19 protein-coding genes and 1 riboswitch are annotated in these 20,829 nt (G+C 35.9%); of the genes, 9 read left to right on the top strand and 10 right to left on the bottom strand.

The genetic code is table 11. The features are described 5' to 3' along the window. Positions 1-6: 6 nt before the first annotated feature. Positions 7-345: a winged helix-turn-helix transcriptional regulator gene (locus tag MKX66_RS15585; protein WP_002188429.1), complete on the bottom strand. Its 339-nt coding sequence runs from the start codon at positions 343-345 to the stop codon at positions 7-9. A 169-nt stretch (positions 346-514) separates the two neighbouring features. Between MKX66_RS15585 and MKX66_RS15580 the strand changes: the two genes are divergently transcribed. Beyond that, positions 515-1,054, top strand: coding sequence for an ester cyclase (locus MKX66_RS15580; RefSeq protein ID WP_098635810.1), 540 nt, complete (start codon positions 515-517; stop codon positions 1,052-1,054). A 19-nt stretch (positions 1,055-1,073) separates the two neighbouring features. Continuing rightward, positions 1,074-1,619 carry an NAD(P)H-dependent oxidoreductase gene (locus tag MKX66_RS15575; RefSeq protein WP_305927090.1) on the top strand — a complete coding sequence of 182 codons (546 nt, stop codon included), beginning with the start codon at positions 1,074-1,076 and terminating at the stop codon, positions 1,617-1,619. A gap of 146 nt (positions 1,620-1,765) precedes the next feature. On the opposite strand, the gene MKX66_RS15570 is transcribed toward MKX66_RS15575, so the two are convergent. After that, positions 1,766-2,284, bottom strand: coding sequence for a hypothetical protein (locus tag MKX66_RS15570; RefSeq protein WP_061689542.1), 519 nt, complete (start codon positions 2,282-2,284; stop codon positions 1,766-1,768). Positions 2,285-2,316: 32 nt separating this feature from the next. Next, positions 2,317-4,056, bottom strand: coding sequence for an SgrR family transcriptional regulator (locus MKX66_RS15565; protein WP_098635808.1), 1,740 nt, complete (start codon positions 4,054-4,056; stop codon positions 2,317-2,319). Between the two features lie 154 nt (positions 4,057-4,210). Between MKX66_RS15565 and MKX66_RS15560 the strand changes: the two genes are divergently transcribed. Continuing rightward, positions 4,211-5,473, top strand: a complete 1,263-nt coding sequence (locus MKX66_RS15560; RefSeq protein ID WP_341086647.1) for an MDR family MFS transporter — start codon at positions 4,211-4,213, stop codon at positions 5,471-5,473. A 51-nt stretch (positions 5,474-5,524) separates the two neighbouring features. Here MKX66_RS15560 and MKX66_RS15555 read toward each other — a convergent pair whose 3' ends face one another. From MKX66_RS15555 to gapN, 5 genes are all read right to left on the bottom strand, one after another. Continuing rightward, positions 5,525-5,728: a hypothetical protein gene (locus MKX66_RS15555; protein ID WP_002010828.1), complete on the bottom strand. Its 204-nt coding sequence runs from the start codon at positions 5,726-5,728 to the stop codon at positions 5,525-5,527. Between the two features lie 251 nt (positions 5,729-5,979). Beyond that, the gene (locus MKX66_RS15550) at positions 5,980-6,495 is read right to left on the bottom strand and encodes a type 1 glutamine amidotransferase domain-containing protein (RefSeq protein WP_215587328.1); all 516 of its coding nucleotides are present in this window, start codon (positions 6,493-6,495) and stop codon (positions 5,980-5,982) included. A gap of 282 nt (positions 6,496-6,777) precedes the next feature. Further along, positions 6,778-7,977, bottom strand: a complete 1,200-nt coding sequence (locus MKX66_RS15545) for an ABC transporter permease (RefSeq protein WP_341086644.1) — start codon at positions 7,975-7,977, stop codon at positions 6,778-6,780. A gap of 60 nt (positions 7,978-8,037) precedes the next feature. Beyond that, a complete protein-coding gene (locus tag MKX66_RS15540) occupies positions 8,038-9,462 on the bottom strand; it encodes an amino acid permease (protein ID WP_088038583.1) in 1,425 nt (474 codons plus the stop codon). A 146-nt stretch (positions 9,463-9,608) separates the two neighbouring features. Continuing rightward, positions 9,609-9,790, bottom strand: a riboswitch (Lysine riboswitch). Positions 9,791-9,967: 177 nt separating this feature from the next. After that, positions 9,968-11,407, bottom strand: a complete 1,440-nt coding sequence (gene gapN / locus MKX66_RS15535) for an NADP-dependent glyceraldehyde-3-phosphate dehydrogenase (RefSeq protein WP_002010835.1) — start codon at positions 11,405-11,407, stop codon at positions 9,968-9,970. Positions 11,408-12,035: 628 nt separating this feature from the next. Between gapN and MKX66_RS15530 the strand changes: the two genes are divergently transcribed. The 5 genes from MKX66_RS15530 to MKX66_RS15510 all read left to right on the top strand — a co-directional run bounded on the left by MKX66_RS15530 (position 12,036) and on the right by MKX66_RS15510 (position 18,342). Next, positions 12,036-13,796, top strand: a complete 1,761-nt coding sequence (locus tag MKX66_RS15530) for an ABC transporter ATP-binding protein (RefSeq protein ID WP_341086640.1) — start codon at positions 12,036-12,038, stop codon at positions 13,794-13,796. Beyond that, a complete protein-coding gene (locus tag MKX66_RS15525) occupies positions 13,793-15,793 on the top strand; it encodes an ABC transporter ATP-binding protein (protein WP_341086638.1) in 2,001 nt (666 codons plus the stop codon). Before MKX66_RS15530 ends, MKX66_RS15525 begins: the two co-directional genes overlap by 4 nt. Positions 15,794-16,096: 303 nt before the next feature. Further along, positions 16,097-16,894 carry an amino acid ABC transporter substrate-binding protein gene (locus MKX66_RS15520; RefSeq protein ID WP_002030008.1) on the top strand — a complete coding sequence of 266 codons (798 nt, stop codon included), beginning with the start codon at positions 16,097-16,099 and terminating at the stop codon, positions 16,892-16,894. Further along, on the top strand, positions 16,881-17,579 hold the full coding sequence (locus tag MKX66_RS15515; RefSeq protein WP_033706449.1) for an amino acid ABC transporter permease: 699 nt from the start codon (positions 16,881-16,883) through the stop codon (positions 17,577-17,579). The genes MKX66_RS15520 and MKX66_RS15515 overlap by 14 nt, the downstream gene beginning before the upstream one ends. Before the next feature lie 28 nt (positions 17,580-17,607). Continuing rightward, positions 17,608-18,342: an amino acid ABC transporter ATP-binding protein gene (locus tag MKX66_RS15510; RefSeq protein WP_002010843.1), complete on the top strand. Its 735-nt coding sequence runs from the start codon at positions 17,608-17,610 to the stop codon at positions 18,340-18,342. A 51-nt stretch (positions 18,343-18,393) separates the two neighbouring features. On the opposite strand, the gene sasP is transcribed toward MKX66_RS15510, so the two are convergent. Beyond that, positions 18,394-18,597 carry a small acid-soluble spore protein, SasP family gene (gene sasP, locus MKX66_RS15505; protein WP_000013349.1) on the bottom strand — a complete coding sequence of 68 codons (204 nt, stop codon included), beginning with the start codon at positions 18,595-18,597 and terminating at the stop codon, positions 18,394-18,396. A 490-nt stretch (positions 18,598-19,087) separates the two neighbouring features. Here sasP and MKX66_RS15500 point away from each other — a divergent pair, with 490 nt between their 5' ends. Next, on the top strand, positions 19,088-19,333 hold the full coding sequence (locus tag MKX66_RS15500; RefSeq protein ID WP_002087367.1) for a hypothetical protein: 246 nt from the start codon (positions 19,088-19,090) through the stop codon (positions 19,331-19,333). A 16-nt stretch (positions 19,334-19,349) separates the two neighbouring features. Here MKX66_RS15500 and MKX66_RS15495 read toward each other — a convergent pair whose 3' ends face one another. Then, complete coding sequence (locus MKX66_RS15495) at positions 19,350-20,810, bottom strand: YheC/YheD family endospore coat-associated protein (protein WP_012260385.1); 1,461 nt, start codon at positions 20,808-20,810, stop codon at positions 19,350-19,352. Positions 20,811-20,829 lie beyond the last annotated feature (19 nt).

The following is a 20,829-nucleotide window of genomic DNA, read 5'->3' as shown; positions in this document are numbered from 1 at the left end:
TTTCGTTTATAAACTTAATCCAAACCGCTTTAATTCAATAAATATCCCCTCTAATTGCTTTCCTTTATCCGTTAACGTGTACTCTACGCGAGGTGGAACTTCTGGGTATACTTTTCTCGTTATAATCCCTTGCGTTTCCAATTCTTTTAGGCGAAGCGATAAAGTTTTCGGACTAATCCCATCCATTGATTTTTGTAAATCGCTAAATCTTAATGTTCCTTCGATAAGAAGATCGCGAATGATTAAAAACGTCCATTTTGTACTAATTACGTCAAGAGTTTTAGCGATAGGACAAGGTATACCAGGTAAACCTTTCGTTAATACAACTGGATCTATATTGCTCATGGAAATAGCCTCCATAAAAATTTTTTGAATGAATTTTCCTTATCGTATCACAAAAATATACTTTTGGTAACTATATGAAAAAAATATCACTACTTCCATAAAGGAAGTTAGTGCATATACAATAGCAATACGAAATACAAAGGGTTTGTATGAGGAGGAGGTGATTTCCATGGGTATGAAAAAGTTGTTTATGTTTCTTAGTTTTTTTGTCATTTGTATTGTGCTTGTAGCATGTAGTGTTGAGCAAAAAAATGAAATTCAGTTATTAAAGGAAATGCCGAAGCCAAAAGCAATGACAATTGATTCTTCATTAAGTAAAAAGGAAGCGACAGAAATCGTGCATGCAGCTCAGCGTTTTTATGCATTTTGGGATACAGGTAAAGAGGAGCTTATTCCGCAGACGGTTACTGAAAATTTTTTCGATAACACACTGCCGAAAGGTCGACCACAAGGCACTGAAGGATTAAAGCTTGCGGCGCAAAACTTTCGTAAAGTAGTTCCTGATATACATTGCGAGATTGAAGATTTATTAGTCGTTGGTGATAAAGTAACAGCTCGTCTTTCTTTTACAGGAACTCATAATGATAAGAAAATCAATTTTTTTGCAATTGATATTTTGCATGTGAAAGACGGAAAGATAACGGAAGATTGGCATTTAGAAGATAATCTTACGCTGAAACAACAACTTGGGTTAATAGCTGAAGAGTAAAATAAGGGAGAGAAAAGTGATGAAAAATATATTTATTATAAATGGACATGAAAAATACGGTACGAAAGAAGGTCGATTAAATAGAACGTTAGTTGATTATATGATAACTGTATTAAGTGAGAATCATTATGTGAAAACAACGACGATTCAAGATGGATACAGTATTAAGGAAGAGCAAGAAAAGTTTTTATGGGCTGATGTTGTAATTTATCAAACACCTATTTACTGGTTTAGTGTACCGGGATTATTTAAAACATATATGGATGAAGTGTATGAATACGGTTTGTTCTTTAAAGGTGCAGATGAATATGGAACAGGTGGTTTATTAAAAGAGAAGCAGTATATGTTTTCTACAACTTGGAATGCACCTGAAAAAGCATTCGGAGATAAGACGAAGTTCTTTGAAGGAGAAAGTTTAGAATCAGCACTTAGTCATTTACATCGTGTGCAGAAGTTTATTGGTATGAGTCCGTTAAAGAGCTTTGCTTGTTATGATGTGGTGAAAAATCCGGATATTGAGAAATTTTTGATGGACTTGAAGAATCATTTGGCTGAGGTAATTTAATAGTAGTTTGCATCTTTGTGCGTAAAAAGGTTCATCTTTAAACATGTAAAAGAAGGTACTACTAAGGAGGTAGTACCTTCTCTTGCATTCATAAAAATTTCTTAGTTTTTCTTAGCTTAAAGTCTTCATAAGCGGAATTTAACCTTTTATGAAATACGTTGAAAATCTTTACTCATACAGGACTGTTTTAGTTTTTTTGATTTGATTAAATGTTTAATATCAGAGATGTTATCGTATGAAAGCTGAGTATGATAATAGTTAATGTACTCAAGTAATGCAAAAATATAAATAAATAGAGTGAATGATAGCCCACCTAAAGGTAAGTGGGGATACCAAATTACAAAATCAATAGTAAACGTAATAAATCCCGTGATAAGTAATGCTATATTTATCTTTTTAAGTATTTTTAAATATTGAATCATCCTAATGGGTGTAACAGATGTTTTCTCTTTTTTTAGTCGTTTCCACTTTACGTACCAGTAAAGTGTTCCTTGTAATAAGATAAACTCTAAAAGAAGAAATGAGATCCAAAAAGAATATAAGGAATATAAATGTAACGTAGGATAAGCATAATTAAGTAAGTAACTTGTGAAAATAAAAGTAATGACTGAAAATAACTCACCTGTGTATAGATAGGAAAGCCTTTTTTCTAGGTTGCTTTTCATGGTTCTTCTCCTTTTATAAAAAACTTCACATTTTAATGCGGGGATGGCTGTATCCATAACTTCGCAAAATTCGCCCAACCGAATGAATCAATTGTTACGTTTTTTAAAGAAGAAGGGTATGTTTTTCTTTTTAAAACGTGATAGTTAAATAAAATGATGTTTTCAGCTTGTAAAAACTCTTCAATCTCATACATGAGCTTATACCGTTTTTCTTTATTGTCTTCTAATAAAAAGGTATCAAGTAAACAATTAATTTGTTTTGCATAGTGTGGGTCCATGAATCGATTTACGAAGCAACTTTTATTTTTAAATACATTTAAAAATGAAATTTCATGATCAGCAGCAAACACTTCGCCCATAAAAATAATATCCGCATGTTTATCAATAGAACGATCCATATAATCTGAAACGAGAAATGGGTGAAGTTCTACGTGTACTCCTAATTGTTCGCAGCGTTCTTTTAGGAAATGTGCATCATTTGCACTATCTTTAAATGCGAAGAAATAAATATGTATCGTTTCTCCATTATAGGTGCTCTTTTTTAAATAATCTTTCGCTTTTTCTAAAGAGTAGGATCTTTCCTGAGCTTGGCGGCTTCTTTCAGGGAAAAAGCTTGATGCAGCAATGGTTCGTCGCCCCTCTATATTACGAAGTATCGTTTCAACGTCATATATTTCTCTCCAAGCTTTACGAAAGTAAATGTCGTGGTGGGGACCAGGTTTTGTAAAGTTGAAGCTAGCATAAATACAGCCTATTTCTTCTATTTGTATGTCATGTCTTTCATTTTCATTCTCATTTGGTAATTCATAATCAGCATCTATTTGCACATGATCAGGAATACCCCAAAATTCAATACGGTCTAATAACGCGCGCTCTTTAAAATAATGGGTGAACGCTTCGAGTACGATATTATCTTCAGAGTAATGAGCAAGCCTGAAAGGTCCAGTACCTATATAATGATGATTTTGAACGGCTGCATCATGGGGCAAAATTGCTAGTTGCATGGAACTCACATAGTGTAAGAAAAATAAATTTGGTTTTGCTAAATGAAATCGTATTTGCAGTGGTGATGGTGTTTCAATTTGAACAATTTCCTGTGTTAACCATGCGTAAGGAGATTGAGCTTGCTGCAATCTTTCAAATGAAAATTGTACATCTTTAGAAGTTAGAACAGTTTCGTTATGAAAATATATATCTTTTCGTAAATGAAACGTCCACGTAAGCCCGTCTTCGCTTAATTCCCACGTATGTGCAATGTGTGGTTCCATTTTTTCTGTAATATCGTTATAAATGACTAATGTATCAAAAATTTGGTTAATAAGATGACCCTCTGTTGTTACAGCCGTAAAAGCGGGATCTAATGGTAATATCTTTCTTGATATAGGGATCTTCAATATGTCATACATATCATTTGAAGGTTCGTATCCAAAATGATGATGTAGTTTATTTTCTATCTTTTTTTGAATTGCAAGGGGTAGAGGTTCTTTTAAAAGAAGAAAAACATCCTTTAACTTTTCTTGCGCTAACAGTTCATCTGTATAGGATTCAATTGCTTCTAGGAAACTATGTGCAAATAAAATTTCCGTTTTATTTCCGCGACCACGTCCTGGAGTCCAGTGAATTAATTGCTCCTCGTTCATTTTCTTTAATAAAATCTTTACGTTTTTCGTACTGCAATATAAAACATCCGCTAATTCTTGTAAGCTATTTCGTATATGTTGTTGGTCTTGTGCATGTAATCTTAAACGAATGTAATAGTCCATAATTTTCATATATACACTTCCTTCTATAATAAAGTGAAACTTTAATCAGTGGGGGTCTTACTGCCCGTTAATGCGGGATAAAAGGGGAAACTCTTTAGAATATTCTAACCTTTTTCTTCCTCTTTTTCAAAGTAAAATGAATAAGCATAAGGAGGGGGAAACAATGGGATTTTGGAGTATGCACCGAAATATAAAAATCAGAATTATAACTTCGTTTTTAACACGCACTGTATCCACAATGATTTTTCCATTTATGGCAATTTACTTTTCAATAAAATTAGGTAGTGCGATTGCTGGTGCTTTATTACTCATCAATGTGCTAGCTGCATTAATTATCGGTTTATATGGTGGGTATGCTGGAGATCGGCTCGGTCGTAAAAAAGTAATGATTATCGGCCAAAGTATACAAGTCGTTTCCATTGCTTGTATGGGAATTGCAAACTCAGATTATGTAGATTCACCGTGGCTAACATTTGTGTTTATGTTAGTGAATAGTTTAGGATCTGGACTTATGAATCCAGCGACGGAAGCGATGTTAATAGATGTGAGCACACCTGAAAATCGAAAAGTGATGTACAGCATTAACTACTGGGCTATTAACTTATCAATTGCGATTGGAGCAATATTTGGCGGATTACTATTTGAGAACTATAGATTGCAATTGTTTATCGGATTAACAGTTATTGCAGTTATTACTTTATATGTGATGGCTGTATATATGGAAGAAGTGTATGTGGCACGAAAAACGGTGGAGAAGAAAAATGTATTAAAAGATATGGCAGATAGTTATAAAGTCGTGATGAAAGATAGAGCGTTTTTAATTTTTTGTGCAGCAAGTATATGTACACTATCGTTAGAGTTTCAAATTAATAATTATTTAGGGATACGTTTACAGAAGGAATTTGAAACGATTCACCTTTTCTTTGGCGATGGTTTTACTTTTGATTTAACAGGTATTCGAATGCTGAGCTGGATTTCAGCAGAGAATACAATTTTAGTTGTGTTATGTTCGGCGCTTCTTATTAAAATGCTGAAAAGCTTTAACGATTTAAAAATTTTATATGTAGGCTTATTCATTTACACGATTGGATTTACAATACTCGGAACGAGCAATAGTTTATGGATCTTATTAATCGCAGGGCTTTTCCAAACTGTAGGAGAGATGATGTATGTGCCAGTTCGTCAATCTATTATGGCAGATATGGTGCCGAATGAGGCAAGAGGCTCTTATATGGCGATTAACGGAATGGTCTTTCAAGTTGCGAAAATGAATGGTGCATTAGGTGTTATGCTAGGTTCATTTATTGCATCTTGGGGCATGAGCGCTCTATATTTCATCGTTGGTATGAGCAGTATTTTATTATTTATGAAGGCGATAGGGAAAGAGAAGTATCAGAATGAAGGAAATGTTTCTCAGATTGGATGAAACTATATAAAAGCGAACCAGTTATACTGGGACCCGCTTTTTATATAATTTTTAAAACGGATCAACTTCAGCTAAATCAGGATTGGCGTTAGGGTTTGTTAATAAGGTTTTCAGCTCACCTACTTCTGAGAGAGCGACGAGGATATAACCACTAATAAGGACGATGAGTCCGATGACTCGTAATGTTTGCAATTTAATGTCACGGCTATTTTCTTCTGAGTTGTTTTGGGGCGTTGCAGGCGGATTGTTGTTCATAATAGAGCTCCTATCTTTTTTATTTATATGTGCGAAATCATTATTTAACTTATGGATAGGAATTGTATAGTCATTTTCACTATATGAGAACTGCCTATGAAAAGTGATTAGAAATTTTGGGACGAGAAAAGAGGCTGTCTCAAAAAATCATTAAAGATGAAGAAATGTTTCATATGGTGTTAATTTTGTTTTTTACAAATAAAAAGGTTAACCAAAGTAGTTATTTAGCTACTTTGGTTAACCTATAATAACTATCCTAATATACGCAATGATTCTTCAATAAACACTGGGATGTCCTCCGGTTGTCTACTTGTTACTAGCTGATTTTGGCATACAACCACTTCTTTATCATGAAAATTTCCACCGGCATTTTTCAAATCGACCTCAATGGATTTATATCCAGTCACATCGCGTCCTTCAAGTGCTTGTGCAGTGATGAGTAATTGGGGGCCGTGACAAATAGCAAAAACAGGTTTTTTCGCATCCATAAATGCTTTGCTAAAGCGAACAAAACGTTCATCTGCACGAAGTATATCTGGGGAAAATCCGCCTGGTATAAAGAGGGCATCAAAGTTCTCTGGAGAAACATCATCAATACTTTTATTAATTACGACTTCACTTTTTCCTTGTTTACCGTGTACCGTTTTACCTTTTTCCATTTCAATAGTTGTTAATTCGTATCCTTTTTGATTAAAAGCTTCTACTGGCTCTGTGTATTCTGTGTCCTCGAAATAATCCGTTATTAAAATAGCAATTTTTTTACTCATTGCAATCAGCTCCTTATATTATATAATCGGTTCCAGAATCGTCCTTGAGCAACGCCTTTTATAAAGTGAAACCTTAATTCATATTTTTTCATTCCCTCCAGTTCCTTTGCCCTGTTAATTTAATAACTACCCTTTTTATTAGGACGTAAACATGTATTATCGTTTTTGTATGTAAAAATCATAAAATATCGGTTGTTTCAGTGATTCTTGTTTGAGGAAGAAAAATAAAAAAGCCAAGGAGGTAATTTATTTTTCCCTTGGCTTTTAAGATAATTCTTTTCGTTAAAACGAAGAAACGCGTTGCTTCGTTTTTGGTACAATAATAAATTTTATCCAGATTAACCCGATAATCATAATGATAAGACTATGTGAAAATTGCCCTGTAGCAATGAGTATAATACTTGAAAATACAATGAGTTGAATGCTTAGCAATATAAAGATTAAGCGGAGAAATTGATTCATTCGTTTTTCAGTATCAATTGGATATAATGCTACAATAATATTTCCCGAAAAATATTTCCACAGAGAACGAAGCTGCATAGAAATCATATATAGGACGATATAAGTGATAGCACCTTTTACATATATATTCGGAATGAAATATAGAGCGAAAGCACCGATCAACCCTAAGCGAATATATATACCAAAATAATCATTACCGCGTAAAAATGCTAGTGTATGTAAATAGAAGAAAGTTGCTCGTTTTTTATGTAATAAAGGTTCAATCCAATTTGTAAGCCATTTTCTTTTATTTACTTGCTTATTCAGTTGCGGAACATCGGTGAAAATGCTAGCAAATTGATAGAAACGAACGTCCATTTTTTCTTCTTGTTCGATTATGTAATCCCACGGTATTCGTTTTGTAGGTTGTTTCTTCGTGTATAGAAGTAGGAAAGCAAGAAGTAAGAGTAGTCCGCCTAACAGGATCACATTTGCAGTATAAAACAGCATGTAAATGATCAGGGCGTTACAAGCAATGCGAATGATAAACCATATGCTTTTTTCATAACTATCACGCCACATCCAATGTATGTATATGTTCCAGCCCTTTAGAATCATTAAAATTATAAAGATTGTACATAAGAAAGGTACGGTTAGTTGTAATGATTGCATGGCAAGCGGTACGATAACAAGGAACGTAAATATAAGCGGGAAAAGCTGAATGATGTAATTATATAGAAGAGATTTTTTAAAATAAGATGTTAATTTCTCTTCTAATGCAAGTAAATAGACAGCGTCCGGTTTTTGAATAAATGTGCGAACTTGGCATCTCGTTACAATGAGTGTAAGTACGATCGTGATGAGTAATAAAGATATTCCTTTAGAAGGATCCGTTTTAAGAAACTTAGCGTAATAATATGCACCTACACATGAGACGAAGATGAAGCTATATAGTAAACCGTTAATCATACGTGCAAAGTATGTGATGGCATTTTGAATATGTTGTTGAAAGCGAGAGCTCCATAGTGATTCGATTGACATGTTTTTCACCTCTTTTTTCTATTATATATGTTTTATAAAGTAAAAAACGAGCAAATTGCGTTACGCAACTTGCTCGTTTTTCTTTTCTTTATTTTTTTTCTGATCACGATTCATTAATGGATAGAAGGCAAAGCCAATTCCGAATAAACCAATTCCGAGAAGAAATGTTTTTATATCGGATGCCCCTGTTTTAATAACCCATAGTGCATAGCAAAGTGCGATAACTGCAACTACACCATCCATAATTCTTGAACCCATTTCATTTTTATATGTTTCACCAGTTGCGACTAGTTTTAACTGGAAGATTGGTGAAACGAGATATGGAATGAGGTAGGCCAGTGTTGATACGGTAATAACGAATGTATAAGCTTCCGCAATTGTTCCTGATAATGTTGAGAATAAGAACACTTGCGACATAATGTTTGTTAATCGTAGTGAATGAATTGGACTTCCTTTTTTATTCGTTTTTGCGAAGAAGGAAGGGAAGAAACCTTCTTTTGCTGCTTGATAAGGTACTTCTGAGCTTAATAAAATCCAGCCTAATATTGAACCGAATAGGGAAGTAAGAGCAAGTAATGCCATAAGTTTCCCGCCGCCATGACCCATTGCAGCGTTTAATGCATCTGCTAATGGACGTTCAGAAGTTTGTAATTTATCAACGTGAAGTACACCCATTGTTAAAATTGTAATTCCTAAGTAAATTGCAACTGTTATTAGTAAACCGGCAACAGTCGCACGTTTTACCGTTTTGGGAGAAGTAGCTCGGTTTGATAAAAGAACGGCTGATTCAATCCCGATAAATGCCCAAAGTGTTGTAAGAGCAGCTAAGTTGACTTGTGAAAGTAGACCGTGTGATACGCCTTCTTTATCGATCATTGGTGTGTACCATTGTCCAAATTTTGAAGCTTCGAACGCAAATAACGTAACAATGATGAATAGAAGGAATCCAGTTACTTTCGTTGTTGTTGCTAAGAAATTTAGTTTCCCAGCTCCGCTTACACCGTTTGTTAAAATTAAATGTGTGCCCCATAGTAAGACGGAACAAATAGTAAATGTAATTAGTTTTCCAACTTCTATATTGAAAGAGCCAATTGAAAATAGTAGTCGTGTATCTTTCATAATTGGGAAGAAGAGCGATAAATATCCCGCGAAAGATGTAATAATGGCAACGTTACTTGCCCAGTTTGCAACCCAATATCCCCATACCATGCTGAAACCAGCCATTTTCTTTCTTTTTGGTGTTGAGAATAAAGCATATGCATGACTTTGTGGTCCTGTCGTTAAATCAGGACGACGAATTGCTAAATTACCGAAAACAAGAGCTAGCATTAAAACACCAAACCCTGTTGTTAACCAAGCTAAAGTGACACCGAGTGGGCTTGCTGTTTGTGCTAACGTACTTGGCACCATGAAAATACCAGCGCCAACCATGTTACCGACAACGAAAGCTGTTAGTACCCAAAAGCCCCATTTTTTTTGTTGCATAGAAAATACCTCCAAAGTTAGTATAACCAAGTCAAGCGAGGAGATATGTATGTCTTCCTGATAAGGAAGAGAAGGTCCAAACAAAACAAAAAAAGCACGTAATTTGCCGCTACATGCTTTCTATCTTATAAGAAACCCACGACATACCTCTCGATAGCTCTCCACAAACGAAACGTTTGTGACAGTTCTGCACTTATTAAATGCAGACCCAGCAAGCGTGCATGGTGGACACGACTTACTTCGGCAATCATTCCTTTCTCATTTCTTCATCAATGCCACTACATCTCCTGAAATGATACTCTTAATGACTGCAACCTCTACCTCACCGAGATACGAATGAGGATTTATGTATTAAATTAACATGTTTAAGAGTAACAAATGTATTTTTATACGTCAATGGATATAGTAATAATCAGATTATAGAGAAGAATTTGTTATTAGGTCCCGGAGGATTTTAACTAAAAAGCAGCTGACCTAAATATTAGATCAGCTGCTACATATAAGATTAAACTAAGTTTAATACAGTTACTTTTTGACGAGTCATAGACTCAAGGCTCTTACGAATACCTTGTGCGCCCATACCTGAACCTTTTACACCGATGAATGGGAAGTGGTCAGGGCCGCGCTCTGTGCGTCCGTTAATTTGAACAGAACCAGTGTCGATTTTGTTAGCAATTGCAAATGCTTTGTTAATGTCTTTTGTGAAGACACTTGCTTGCAGACCGAACTCTGATTTGTTAGCAATTTCAATCGCTTGTTCGTCAGAAGAAACACGGATGATTGGAAGGATTGGGCCAAATGGCTCTTCCCAAGCAACTTTCATTTCTTCTGTTACGTTGTCGATTAATGTTGGATAAATTAGGTTGCGCTCACGTTTGTTACCGATAACGATTGTTGCACCTTTTTCAGCAGCATCGTCAATTAAACCTTGAACGAAGTCAGCAGATTTGTCGTCGATTAATGGAACGATTGTGCTGTTTTGTTCTGGAGATCCAACTGATAGTTCAGCTACTTGCTCTTTTAATAAGCCAGCTAGTTCGTCTGCTACATTTTCATGTACAAGTACACGCTTAATAGCCGTACAACGTTGACCTGAGTAAGAGAATGCACCGCTTACGATATGCTTTGCAGCTTCTTGTAAGTCTGCATCTTCACAAACGATACCAGGATCTTTACCACCAAGTTCTAATACAAGTGGAATCATCGCAGCTTTTTTCGCTAAATGTTTACCTGTATTTGTACCACCTGTGAACGATACCATATTTACGCCAGGATGTTCTACTAAGTAGTCACCAATTACAGAACCGCGTCCTGTAGCTACGTTTACAAGACCTTTTGGAAGGCCAGCTTTATGAAGTGCTTCAACCATTTTAACACCGCTAATTGCACCTTGAGTTGCTGGTTTGAAGATAACAGCGTTACCCATAATAAGTGCTGGTGCAAGTTTTGCAGCAGATAAGTTTACTGGGTAGTTAAATGGTGCAATTGCTAATACAACACCAAGTGGTGCACGCTGAATAATCGCAAGTTTAGATTTAGATCCACCAGGGAAGCTATCACCCATCATGCTTTCACCGTGCATGTGAAGTGCTTCGTCAACTGTGTAACGAATTAAGTCAGCTGTACGAACGACTTCTTTTTGCGCATCTTTATAGCCTTTACCGACTTCTTTCATAATGATATCGGCAATTTCATCTTGCATATTTACGAGCTCATCAGCCCATTTATATAAATATTTTGCGCGATCTTGTAGAGAAGCTTCAGCCCATGATTTTTGAGCTTCTTTTGCAGATGCAATTGCTTCATCTACTTCTCCTTGAGTAATTGCTTGTACTTGCCCAATTACTTCGTGTAAGTATGGAGATGGAATGTCGATTGTTTGACCTGAAGAGCTTTCTCTCCATTCTCCGTTTAAATAAAATTTGTACGTATTGCTAGTTGTCATGATTAGTCCTCCTAAAATAGCAACTTGTAAGAGTGAGTATAAGGTGATTGTAGGTGGTTTGATAATATTTTTCAAATGAAATGTTTGTGAAAACGATTTCTTACTATTTTTTTATTTTGTATGCCCTTTCTTACAGAAGATTCTCTTATTTCAAACTGAATTGTAAGTAGAATGCATCACTTTTATTTTTTGTGATAAAAGATTATTTTATTCTAAAGCGAAAAAAACAATTGACAGAATACTCAATAAAGTTGTAAGATTATAAATGGAAAATAAATGAAGGGGGTGTGCGTAATGATTGTAATCGTAAATGTAATGGGCTTAGCTCTGTTAAATGGCGGAAAACATTCATATCATTACGCAACCCGTGCGGATATATAGGACCTTTTTGTCTTATGAGAAGCGTACGTTGCGTATATCGTAACGTACGCTTTTATGCATTCTATTGCATATCGTCAAGCGGCGGTATGCTTTTTTTTGTTTGTTTTCCTTGTTACTATAAAAAACCAGAATTTGGAAGGTGGAAAAATGTGATGAAATTGTATGGCTTACGAAATGTAAATGTGATGGGTTTGGATAGCGGATAAAGAAATGTGAATCAAACGGGAACGAGAAAGGAGAGGTTATATTGTTTTCAGTATTACTAAAGTTAAGCTGGTTTTTTAGAGAGCATTGGAAAAGGTATAGTATTGCAATTGGGGTACTTTTAATTGTAAACGTGATAGAGGTAATTCCTCCGAAAGTGTTAGGAATTACAATTGATAATATTAAAACGGGAGCCTTAAAGAATGAGGCGATTATGCAATATATTCTTATTTTACTTGGGGTAACGATTGGTGGGTATGTACTTACTTTCATTTGGCAGCACCAACTATTTGGCGGTGCGTTCGTACTTGAGAAAACGATGCGTTCAAAATTTATGGGGCATTTACTTAAGATGACACCGACGTTTTATCAAAAAAATCGTACTGGCGATTTAATGGCGAGAGCGACAAATGATTTAAAAGCAATCTCCATGACAGCTGGTTTTGGTATATTAACGCTCGTTGATTCTAGTCTATATATGCTTACAATCGTTTGTATGATGGGCTTTTCAATTAGTTGGCAGTTAACATTTGCTGCGCTTATACCGCTTCCGATTATGGCGTATGCGATGAATAGATACGGAAAGAAGTTGCATGAAAGATTTACAGTCGCGCAAGATGCGTTCGGGGATATGAACGATAAAGTACTTGAATCAATTGCGGGTGTACGCGTTATTCGTGCGTATGTACAGGAGAATGCTGATCAAGAAAGGTTTCATCATTTAGGAGATGACGTATACGAGAAAAATATGAGAGTAGCAAGAATCGATGCATTATTCCAGCCAACTGTAAAAATGCTCGTCGGTCTTAGTTATTTAATTGGTTTAGTGTACGGTGCATATCTCGTATTCCAATCAAAGGTGACACTTGGTGAGCTCGTTTCTTTTAACGTCTATTTAGGGATGATGATTTGGCCGATGTTTGCAATTGGTGAATTGATTAATGTTATGCAAAGAGGAAATGCGTCGCTCGACCGTGTAAATGAAACGTTAGCTTATGAACCGGATGTAAAGAATCCGAAAGATCCAAAGGTTGTACAAGAGCCAGATTACATTGAATTTGATAATGTTACTTTTTCATATCCTTCATCAATTGAAACAAATTTAAAAAATGTTTCGTTCTCATTAAAACAAGGAGAGACACTTGGAGTTGTTGGGAAAACAGGAAGCGGGAAAACGACGCTCGTTCGTCAGCTTCTTCGTCAATATCCACTCGGGGAAGGGGATATTGCGGTTTCTGATGTGAAGCTAGATAAAATTACGAATGATAACGTACTTGGCTGGATTGGATATGTACCTCAGGAACACATTTTGTTCTCAAAAACAGCGAAGGAAAATATTTTATTCGGAAATAGAGAAGCGACTGAAGAAGAACTTGAAAAAGCGATTGAAATAGCTGCGTTTAAAAAGGATTTAGAGTTTTTACCGGAAGGTTTAGAAACGCTCGTTGGAGAGAAAGGTGTTTCTTTATCAGGTGGGCAAAAGCAAAGGATTTCGATTGCGAGGGCTGTTATTCAAAATCCGGAAATTTTAATTTTGGACGATTCTTTATCAGCTGTTGATGCTCGTACTGAAGCGGCAATTATTGAAAACATACGAACAGAAAGAAGCGGGAAGACGACGATTATAACGACGCATCGTTTGTCAGCAGTGCAGCATGCTGATTGGATTCTCGTTATGGATAACGGTGAGGTTATTGAAGAAGGCTCGCATGAAGCGCTCGTTCGAAATGGGGGCTGGTATGCAGAGCAGTTCGAAAGACAACAAGGTGAAAGTGAAAGTACGGATAGTGGGGTGAAAATATGAGTGTTTCAAAACGATTGTTTCAATACGCGATGAAAGTAAAAGGGCCGATTTTTGCAGCGATGGCGATGCTATTTGTTTTCGTTATTGCAGAACTCGCGGGTCCTTTCGTCGCAAAAACGATGATCGATGAGCATATCGTTGGAATAGAGAGACCCTGGTATGAAACAGAAAAGAGTGAGGATGCTGTTTCATATAATGGCGCCTTTTATAAGCGAAGTGATCGCTTTGAACAAGGTGAGCAAAAAGGGAAAGAAGTCCGAGTGATTCAAGTTGGTTTTCAGTACTATTTTGTACCGAATAAAATAACGCTTGAAGGAACTCGTTCTGTTAAGGGTGATGTGCTTACAGTACAAAGTGGTAAGGCAGTGCAAGTGTATAAATCGAAAGCCTTAACGAAAGAAGAAGTATTTGCGTTTTATAAACCAGAAATAAATAGGTTATTACTACTTGGCGGTGGATATTTCGCTTTATTAGTAGTCGTATCATTATTTGCATACGGAAAGCAGTTCTTCTTACAGAAGGCGGCAAACAAAATTATTCAAATTATGAGGGAAGACGTCTTTTCTCATATTCAAACGTTGCCAATTCGTTATTTTGACCATTTACCAGCAGGGAAAATTGTATCGCGTGTAACGAATGATACAGAAGCGATTCGTGATTTATATGTAACAGTGCTGGCGACATTCGTCTCTAGTATCATCTATATTATCGGGATTTTCGCTGCGCTATTTTTACTGGATGTAAAACTGGCGGCGCTATGCTTACTCATCATCCCAATTTTAATTGTTTGGGCGATTATGTATAGAAAGTATGCGTCTGTATACAATCATAAAATGCGTTCGCGTTTATCGGATATTAACGGAACAGTGAATGAATCAATTCAAGGGATGCCAATTATTCAAGCATTTCGTCAAGAACATGAAACGAAGAAGGAATTTGAAGAGTTAAATGGTGATTATTTTAAATATCAAAATAAAATTTTAAATTTAAATGCAGCAACTTCGCATAATTTAGTGTCTGTATTAAGAAACATCGCTTTTACAGGCGTAATTTGGTATTTCGGTGGTGCTTCATTAAGTGCTTCTGGCCTCCTTTCTCTAGGGATACTGTATGCTTTCGTCGATTATTTAACGAGATTGTTCTCGCCAATTACGAACATGGTGAACCAACTTGCTAACTTAGAGCAATCGCGTGTTGCATCAGAGCGTGTCTTTGAATTGCTAGAGGAAAAGGGAGAGGCAGTAGAAGAAGAACGTATGCCTCGCTTAACCGGAAATGTGAAATTCGATAATGTTTCGTTTTCTTACAATGGAAAAGATGAAGTATTAAAAAATATTTCTTTTGAAGCGAAACAAGGGGAGACAGTGGCACTTGTCGGTCATACTGGATCAGGAAAAAGTTCCATTATGAATGTGCTCTTTCAGTTTTATGAATTTCAAAAAGGGAAGCTTACGATTGATGGTCACGATGTAACAGAGATGCCGAAACAAGCAACACGTGAACATATGGGAATTGTATTGCAAGATCCGTTTTTATTTAGCGGGACAGTGGCATCCAATGTAAGCTTAGAAAATGAAAAAATTTCAAAAGATCGCATCGTAAAGGCGTTACGTGATGTTGGTGCGGAAAGGTTTGCGAACAATATAGATGAAAAAATTACGGAGAAAGGAAGTACACTTTCAACCGGAGAACGTCAGCTTATATCGTTTGCTAGGGCACTTGCTTTTGATCCTGCCATTTTAATTTTAGATGAAGCGACTTCCAGTATTGATACAGAAACAGAAGCGATGATTCAACAAGCGCTAGAAGTTGTGAAGAAAGGACGAACGACGTTTATTATCGCTCATCGTCTTTCAACAATTAAGAGCGCTGATCAAATTATTGTGCTTGATAGAGGAATGATTTTGGAAAAAGGTTCCCATGATGAATTAATGAAAAAGCGCGGGCGTTATTACGATATGTATAAAACGCAAATGGAAGGAAACCAGAGTGCTTAATTTTTAGAAGAACTTGCGATTTTCGCAAGTTCTTTTTTGATAGGATTGTCCGCTTAGAAGTTAATATATTTCACCGGCTGAAAAACTTATAAATAAGTAGGTATTGTTTTACCTTTTTCTTTATAAATGCTATATTAAAAAATGTTACTTATTTTTTGTATGTAGCGCTATTTTTCCATTTTGTTTGATTATGAAGAAAAAGGTTAAACTAAATAAGAACATTTTCATTGAAAAATTGTTCGAAATTGCATACAATCAATATAGTTTTTAAATTCCTATCAGAATACTTGGAGGACTACTATCATGAAAAAATTATTTTCAGTGCTTGCAGTAACTACATTAGCGATTGGGATTGTAGCGGGCTGCGGTAAAGAAGAGAAAAAAGATACAGCTAATCAAGATGCATTACAGAAGATAAAACAAAGCGGTGAGCTTGTAATTGGTACAGAAGGTACATATCCACCATTTACGTTCCACGATACAAACGATAAATTAACTGGGTTTGACGTTGAATTAGCAGAAGAAGTTGCAAAACGTTTAGGTGTAAAGCCTGTATTTAAAGAAACACAATGGGATAGCTTACTTGCAGGAATAGATGCAAAACGTTTCGACATGGTTGCGAACGAAGTTGGTATTCGTGAAGATCGCCAAAAGAAATATGACTTCTCTAGTCCATATATTTCTTCTTCAGCAGCATTAGTTATTGCGAAAGATAAAGATAAACCTGCTACATTTGCTGACGTAAAAGGATTAAAAGCAGCACAATCTTTAACAAGTAACTACGCAGATATTGCTAAGAAAAATGGTGCGGAAATCACAGGTGTAGAAGGATTTAGCCAAGCAGCAGAATTATTAAGTTCTGGCCGCGTTGATTTCACAATCAATGATAAATTATCAGTGTTAAACTATTTAGAAACGAAAAAAGATGCAAAAATTAAAATTGTAGATACAGAAAAAGAAGCGTCACAAAGTGGATTCTTATTCCGTAAAGGTAGCGACAAACTTGTACAAGAAGTAAATAAAGCGTTAGAAGATATGAAAAAAGATGGTACGTACGATAAAATAACGAAAAAATGGTTCGGTGAAAATGTATCTAAGTAGCGCATTGATGTCAGATCGATTGTCTACTTGGATAGATATTATGCAGACTTCCTTCGCGCCTATGCTGAAGGAAGCTGTCTTTACGACAATTCCGTTAACGCTTATTACATTTATTATCGGTATTATACTTGCGACGTTAACCGCGCTCGCACGTATTTCAGGTAGTCGTATTTTACAATGGATTGCTCGTATCTATGTATCTATCATTCGCGGAACGCCACTTCTTGTACAGTTATTTATTATTTTCTATGGTCTTCCAACTCTTAATATTGAAGTTGAGCCATATACAGCAGCAGTTATTGGATTTTCATTAAATGTAGGTGCATATGCATCTGAAATTATTCGTGCTTCTATCCTTTCAATCCCGAAAGGACAGTGGGAAGCAGCTTACACAATTGGGATGACATACCCGCAAGCATTAAAACGTGTTATTTTACCACAAGCAACACGCGTATCAATTCCGCCGCTTTCGAATACATTTATTAGTTTAGTGAAGGATACGTCATTAGCGTCGTTAATTTTAGTAACAGAAATGTTCCGAAAAGCGCAGGAAATTGCGGCAATGAACTATGAGTTTTTAATTGTTTATTTTGAAGCAGGTCTAATTTATTGGGTAATTTGCTTCTTATTATCTATCGTGCAACAAATATTAGAAAAACGTTCAGAACGTTATACTCTAAAATAACCCTTTCATAAAAGGAGTTTTTGTTTTTATGATTTCAATTCAACATTTACAAAAAAGTTTCGGAGATAATACCGTATTAAAACATATAGACCTATCAGTTGAGAAGGGCGAAGTGGTTGTTATTATCGGGCCATCTGGATCTGGTAAAACGACATTCTTACGTTGTCTCAACGTGTTAGAAACGCCGAACGCTGGTAACATTCGCATCGGCAATAAAGAGCTCGATTTCTCTCAAAAAGTATCGAAGAAAGATATTGTAAATCTTCGTACGCAAACAGGTATGGTATTCCAACACCATAATCTATTTCCTCATTTAACAGCAATTCACAATGTAATGGAAGGGCTCGTTACAGTGAAAAAGATGGGGAAAGAAGAAGCGAAGAAAAAAGCAAACTATTTCCTTGAAAAAGTTGGTCTTGCGGATAAAGTAGACTTATATCCGTTCCAATTATCAGGTGGACAACAACAGCGCGTTGGAATCGCTCGTGCGCTTGCGATGGAGCCGGAAGTTTTACTATTTGATGAGCCAACGTCAGCACTTGATCCTGAGCTAGTTCAAGAAGTTTTAAAGGTTATGAAAGAACTTGCTAAAGAAGGAATGACGATGGTCATTGTAACGCATGAAATGCGCTTTGCTCATCAAATTGCGAACCGTGTTATTTTCATGGATGGCGGTGTCGTTGTCGAACAAGGTACACCGGAAGATGTATTTACAAATCCAAAAGAAGAACGAACGAAGAAGTTTTTACAAATGTTGCAATAAATTAAGGAAGGTCTCAAGGCATATGCCTTGAGACCTTTTTGCCATATATATTTATTTTTGGAATCCGCCAAGGCTTTGCTCAGCCATTGCAACTAGACGTTTTGTAATTTCTCCACCAACAGAACCGTTAGCGCGAGCCGTAGAATCTGCTCCTAATTGTACACCAAATTCTTGAGCGATTTCGTACTTCATTTGATCGATTGCTGCTGTTGCACCTGGTACTACTAATTGATTGTAAGAACTTTGGTTTGCCATAGGAATATATCCTCCTTAGAGTTATAAAAATTTTTTTGGTTGGACTAGCTGGATTTGAACCAGATTATCGCCCCGTTTGGCGCTAATCCATCGGTAATTAAGTTTGTACTCATAGTATGGATGTTACCTAGAAAGATATACAAAAAAATAATTTGTAAATTTTGTAAAAAATATTTCATCATTTCGTAAATTATGAAATAAGAGTAATCGTTGTATTTTTAAGAAAGAAGGCTAAACTAAGAGCGAAATCATATGCGTTTTTTTCTTTGTATAACCAGCTTGGCTTACTTAACTTATGATTTGTTAAAGTGAGACAAATTCCAGTTTAGTAAAATGAAAATTAAATCGGGAGCAACTACATAGTTCTGTTTTAACCCAGGATGGGGCAGAAAAAGGAACTGACCGCGTCTATGCACGGCTAGATGCTCTCTTCAATCTAAAAAAAGGGCTTTTTAATTGTTTTTAAACGATAACGTATGGAGGAATCATGATGGGAATTTGCCCGCTTTGCAACGCGCTAGAATCACAAACATATTCTTGTCAAAATTGCCAAGGTATACTCCAAGATTATGGGAAAACTGTAGATTACATAGACGATTACAGTGCATATATGGATCAAGAATTATTAAGTGCAGTAGACGGTTTAACACATAATAATTCACAGGAGTATTGCAATCATGTTTTTTATTGCGGAGTATGTAATGTGGAAACAGAAGTTGTAGTGAAGCTCGTTTAAATAAAAAACTTCCACCTTATGAAGGAGGTGGAAGTTTTTGTTTTTGTATTTGTGAGTTAATCATAGGGGAAGGGATGTTTTCGGTATGTGACGAAGGATCTGATTTTATTTGTGACATTTTTTCTTTCTTGTCGCGCAAAGAGTGTTCAGTTAAATAGATGGCATATTCATAAAATAATTGGCGCGTAAGTTCACTTTGTTCTTTTAACTTTTCATCTTGGAATACAGTTCGCCCCGGTTTAGAATTTGCTTCAAATAGCCACGGGTTTTCCGTGGTGTCTAAACCAATGTCAAAACCAATTTCTCCAATGTTCCCGGTTACTTGCCCATCAAGTGCATAACTGATTTGTAAGGCTGTTTGTTTTAGTTTATTTTCAATTTGAACTTGCTTTGTTGAATCAGGAAATAGTTCCTGAAGTAATTTCGTATCACCGCCGCTATTTACATGAGTTGTTAAGCTACCTTTGCCGGCGATTTTTGCGACGATTGCACTGACTACCCAATTACCAAAATGGTTTTTATTTGTATGAATGCGAAAATCGACGGGTTGCCCTTCGAAGCGGAGCAGTGAGATACCTTGTTGTACGATAAACTTTTTTAAATCATGTCCTTTTAACACATGGTTAAGAAGGGCTTCTAATGATTGATACTTTCTTAGTTTGTTTTGTTCATTTTCACGATAACGACAATAGTAGCAATTATCAGTTTGAGAATAGAGTATTTGATGAATATTTCTTCCGAAGCTACCGTGTATTGGTTTCATATAAATGTACTTATACGTACCGAGAAGTCGTTCTACTTGTTCAAAATGTTGAAATACTTCTGTATTTGGTAAGAATGGTTTAATTGAATCTTCTTTCATTAAAAGTTGATGCACTTCCCATTTATTGAAAAATCCCGGATTAAACCACGGAATCGCATAGTCGCTTTCTAAACGTTTTTTTGCTCTTACGATAGGTTTGTAATTTTCTGCTTGCCGATTTGGTAATCGGTCGTAAATGACATTTGGTAAAGGGACTTTGTTTTTTACCCATTTTCCTTCTTGAAAGAAGTACCCTTCAATTGTTTCCTCTTCCCAGTTTATATGTTGAATGCCAAAGACAAATACAAATGGCTGCAATGTGAATGGTGGTGTTAATAACTCACTGAGAGAGATGGAACGACTTCCTAAAGGAGAATTAGAATCATCGTTAAAGCCAGTTGTAAAAATCCCGATTAATGGGCCGAAAACAATGGTTTGATTGTGTAAGAAGGCATGGATTGCCGTCGAATGCGGTAGTAAAAGATCGGCTGCAATCTGTTCGCCAATAATAATTTCTCGCGTGAATGAATAATGAATTTTAATATTCTCACATGTAATATAACGTAAGCCAAAGAAAAAGGATGTAATTGGTGGTGTAATAGAAAAAACGTAAGGTAAAGTAATACTATTTGGATGCTCATCTGAAATACTTAATGTATATATGTGCTCTTTCAACGGGGATTTCCTCCTTTCG

The organism is Bacillus sp. FSL R9-9530, from assembly GCF_038008145.1.
Lineage (GTDB): Bacteria > Bacillota > Bacilli > Bacillales > Bacillaceae_G > Bacillus_A > Bacillus_A mycoides.
Note: the sequence above shows the minus strand (reverse complement) of the source record. Positions and strands in the feature narration are given on the sequence as shown.

What these genes read in the sequence shown, in the direction of transcription:
- MKX66_RS15575 (WP_305927090.1), top strand. Translation starts at nt 1,074, where the DNA reads ATGAAAAATATATTTATTATAAATGGACATGAAAAATACGGTACGAAA.
- MKX66_RS15560 (WP_341086647.1), top strand. Translation starts at nt 4,211, where the DNA reads ATGGGATTTTGGAGTATGCACCGAAATATAAAAATCAGAATTATAACT.
- MKX66_RS15570 (WP_061689542.1), bottom strand. Translation starts at nt 2,284, where the DNA reads ATGAAAAGCAACCTAGAAAAAAGGCTTTCCTATCTATACACAGGTGAG.
- MKX66_RS15550 (WP_215587328.1), bottom strand. Translation starts at nt 6,495, where the DNA reads ATGAGTAAAAAAATTGCTATTTTAATAACGGATTATTTCGAGGACACA.
- gapN (WP_002010835.1), bottom strand. Translation starts at nt 11,407, where the DNA reads ATGACAACTAGCAATACGTACAAATTTTATTTAAACGGAGAATGGAGA.
- sasP (WP_000013349.1), bottom strand. Translation starts at nt 18,597, where the DNA reads ATGGCAAACCAAAGTTCTTACAATCAATTAGTAGTACCAGGTGCAACA.
- MKX66_RS15520 (WP_002030008.1), top strand. Translation starts at nt 16,097, where the DNA reads ATGAAAAAATTATTTTCAGTGCTTGCAGTAACTACATTAGCGATTGGG.
- MKX66_RS15545 (WP_341086644.1), bottom strand. Translation starts at nt 7,977, where the DNA reads ATGTCAATCGAATCACTATGGAGCTCTCGCTTTCAACAACATATTCAA.
- MKX66_RS15525 (WP_341086638.1), top strand. Translation starts at nt 13,793, where the DNA reads ATGAGTGTTTCAAAACGATTGTTTCAATACGCGATGAAAGTAAAAGGG.
- MKX66_RS15500 (WP_002087367.1), top strand. Translation starts at nt 19,088, where the DNA reads ATGGGAATTTGCCCGCTTTGCAACGCGCTAGAATCACAAACATATTCT.
- MKX66_RS15540 (WP_088038583.1), bottom strand. Translation starts at nt 9,462, where the DNA reads ATGCAACAAAAAAAATGGGGCTTTTGGGTACTAACAGCTTTCGTTGTC.
- MKX66_RS15510 (WP_002010843.1), top strand. Translation starts at nt 17,608, where the DNA reads ATGATTTCAATTCAACATTTACAAAAAAGTTTCGGAGATAATACCGTA.
- MKX66_RS15555 (WP_002010828.1), bottom strand. Translation starts at nt 5,728, where the DNA reads ATGAACAACAATCCGCCTGCAACGCCCCAAAACAACTCAGAAGAAAAT.
- MKX66_RS15565 (WP_098635808.1), bottom strand. Translation starts at nt 4,056, where the DNA reads ATGAAAATTATGGACTATTACATTCGTTTAAGATTACATGCACAAGAC.
- MKX66_RS15515 (WP_033706449.1), top strand. Translation starts at nt 16,881, where the DNA reads ATGTATCTAAGTAGCGCATTGATGTCAGATCGATTGTCTACTTGGATA.
- MKX66_RS15585 (WP_002188429.1), bottom strand. Translation starts at nt 345, where the DNA reads ATGAGCAATATAGATCCAGTTGTATTAACGAAAGGTTTACCTGGTATA.
- MKX66_RS15580 (WP_098635810.1), top strand. Translation starts at nt 515, where the DNA reads ATGGGTATGAAAAAGTTGTTTATGTTTCTTAGTTTTTTTGTCATTTGT.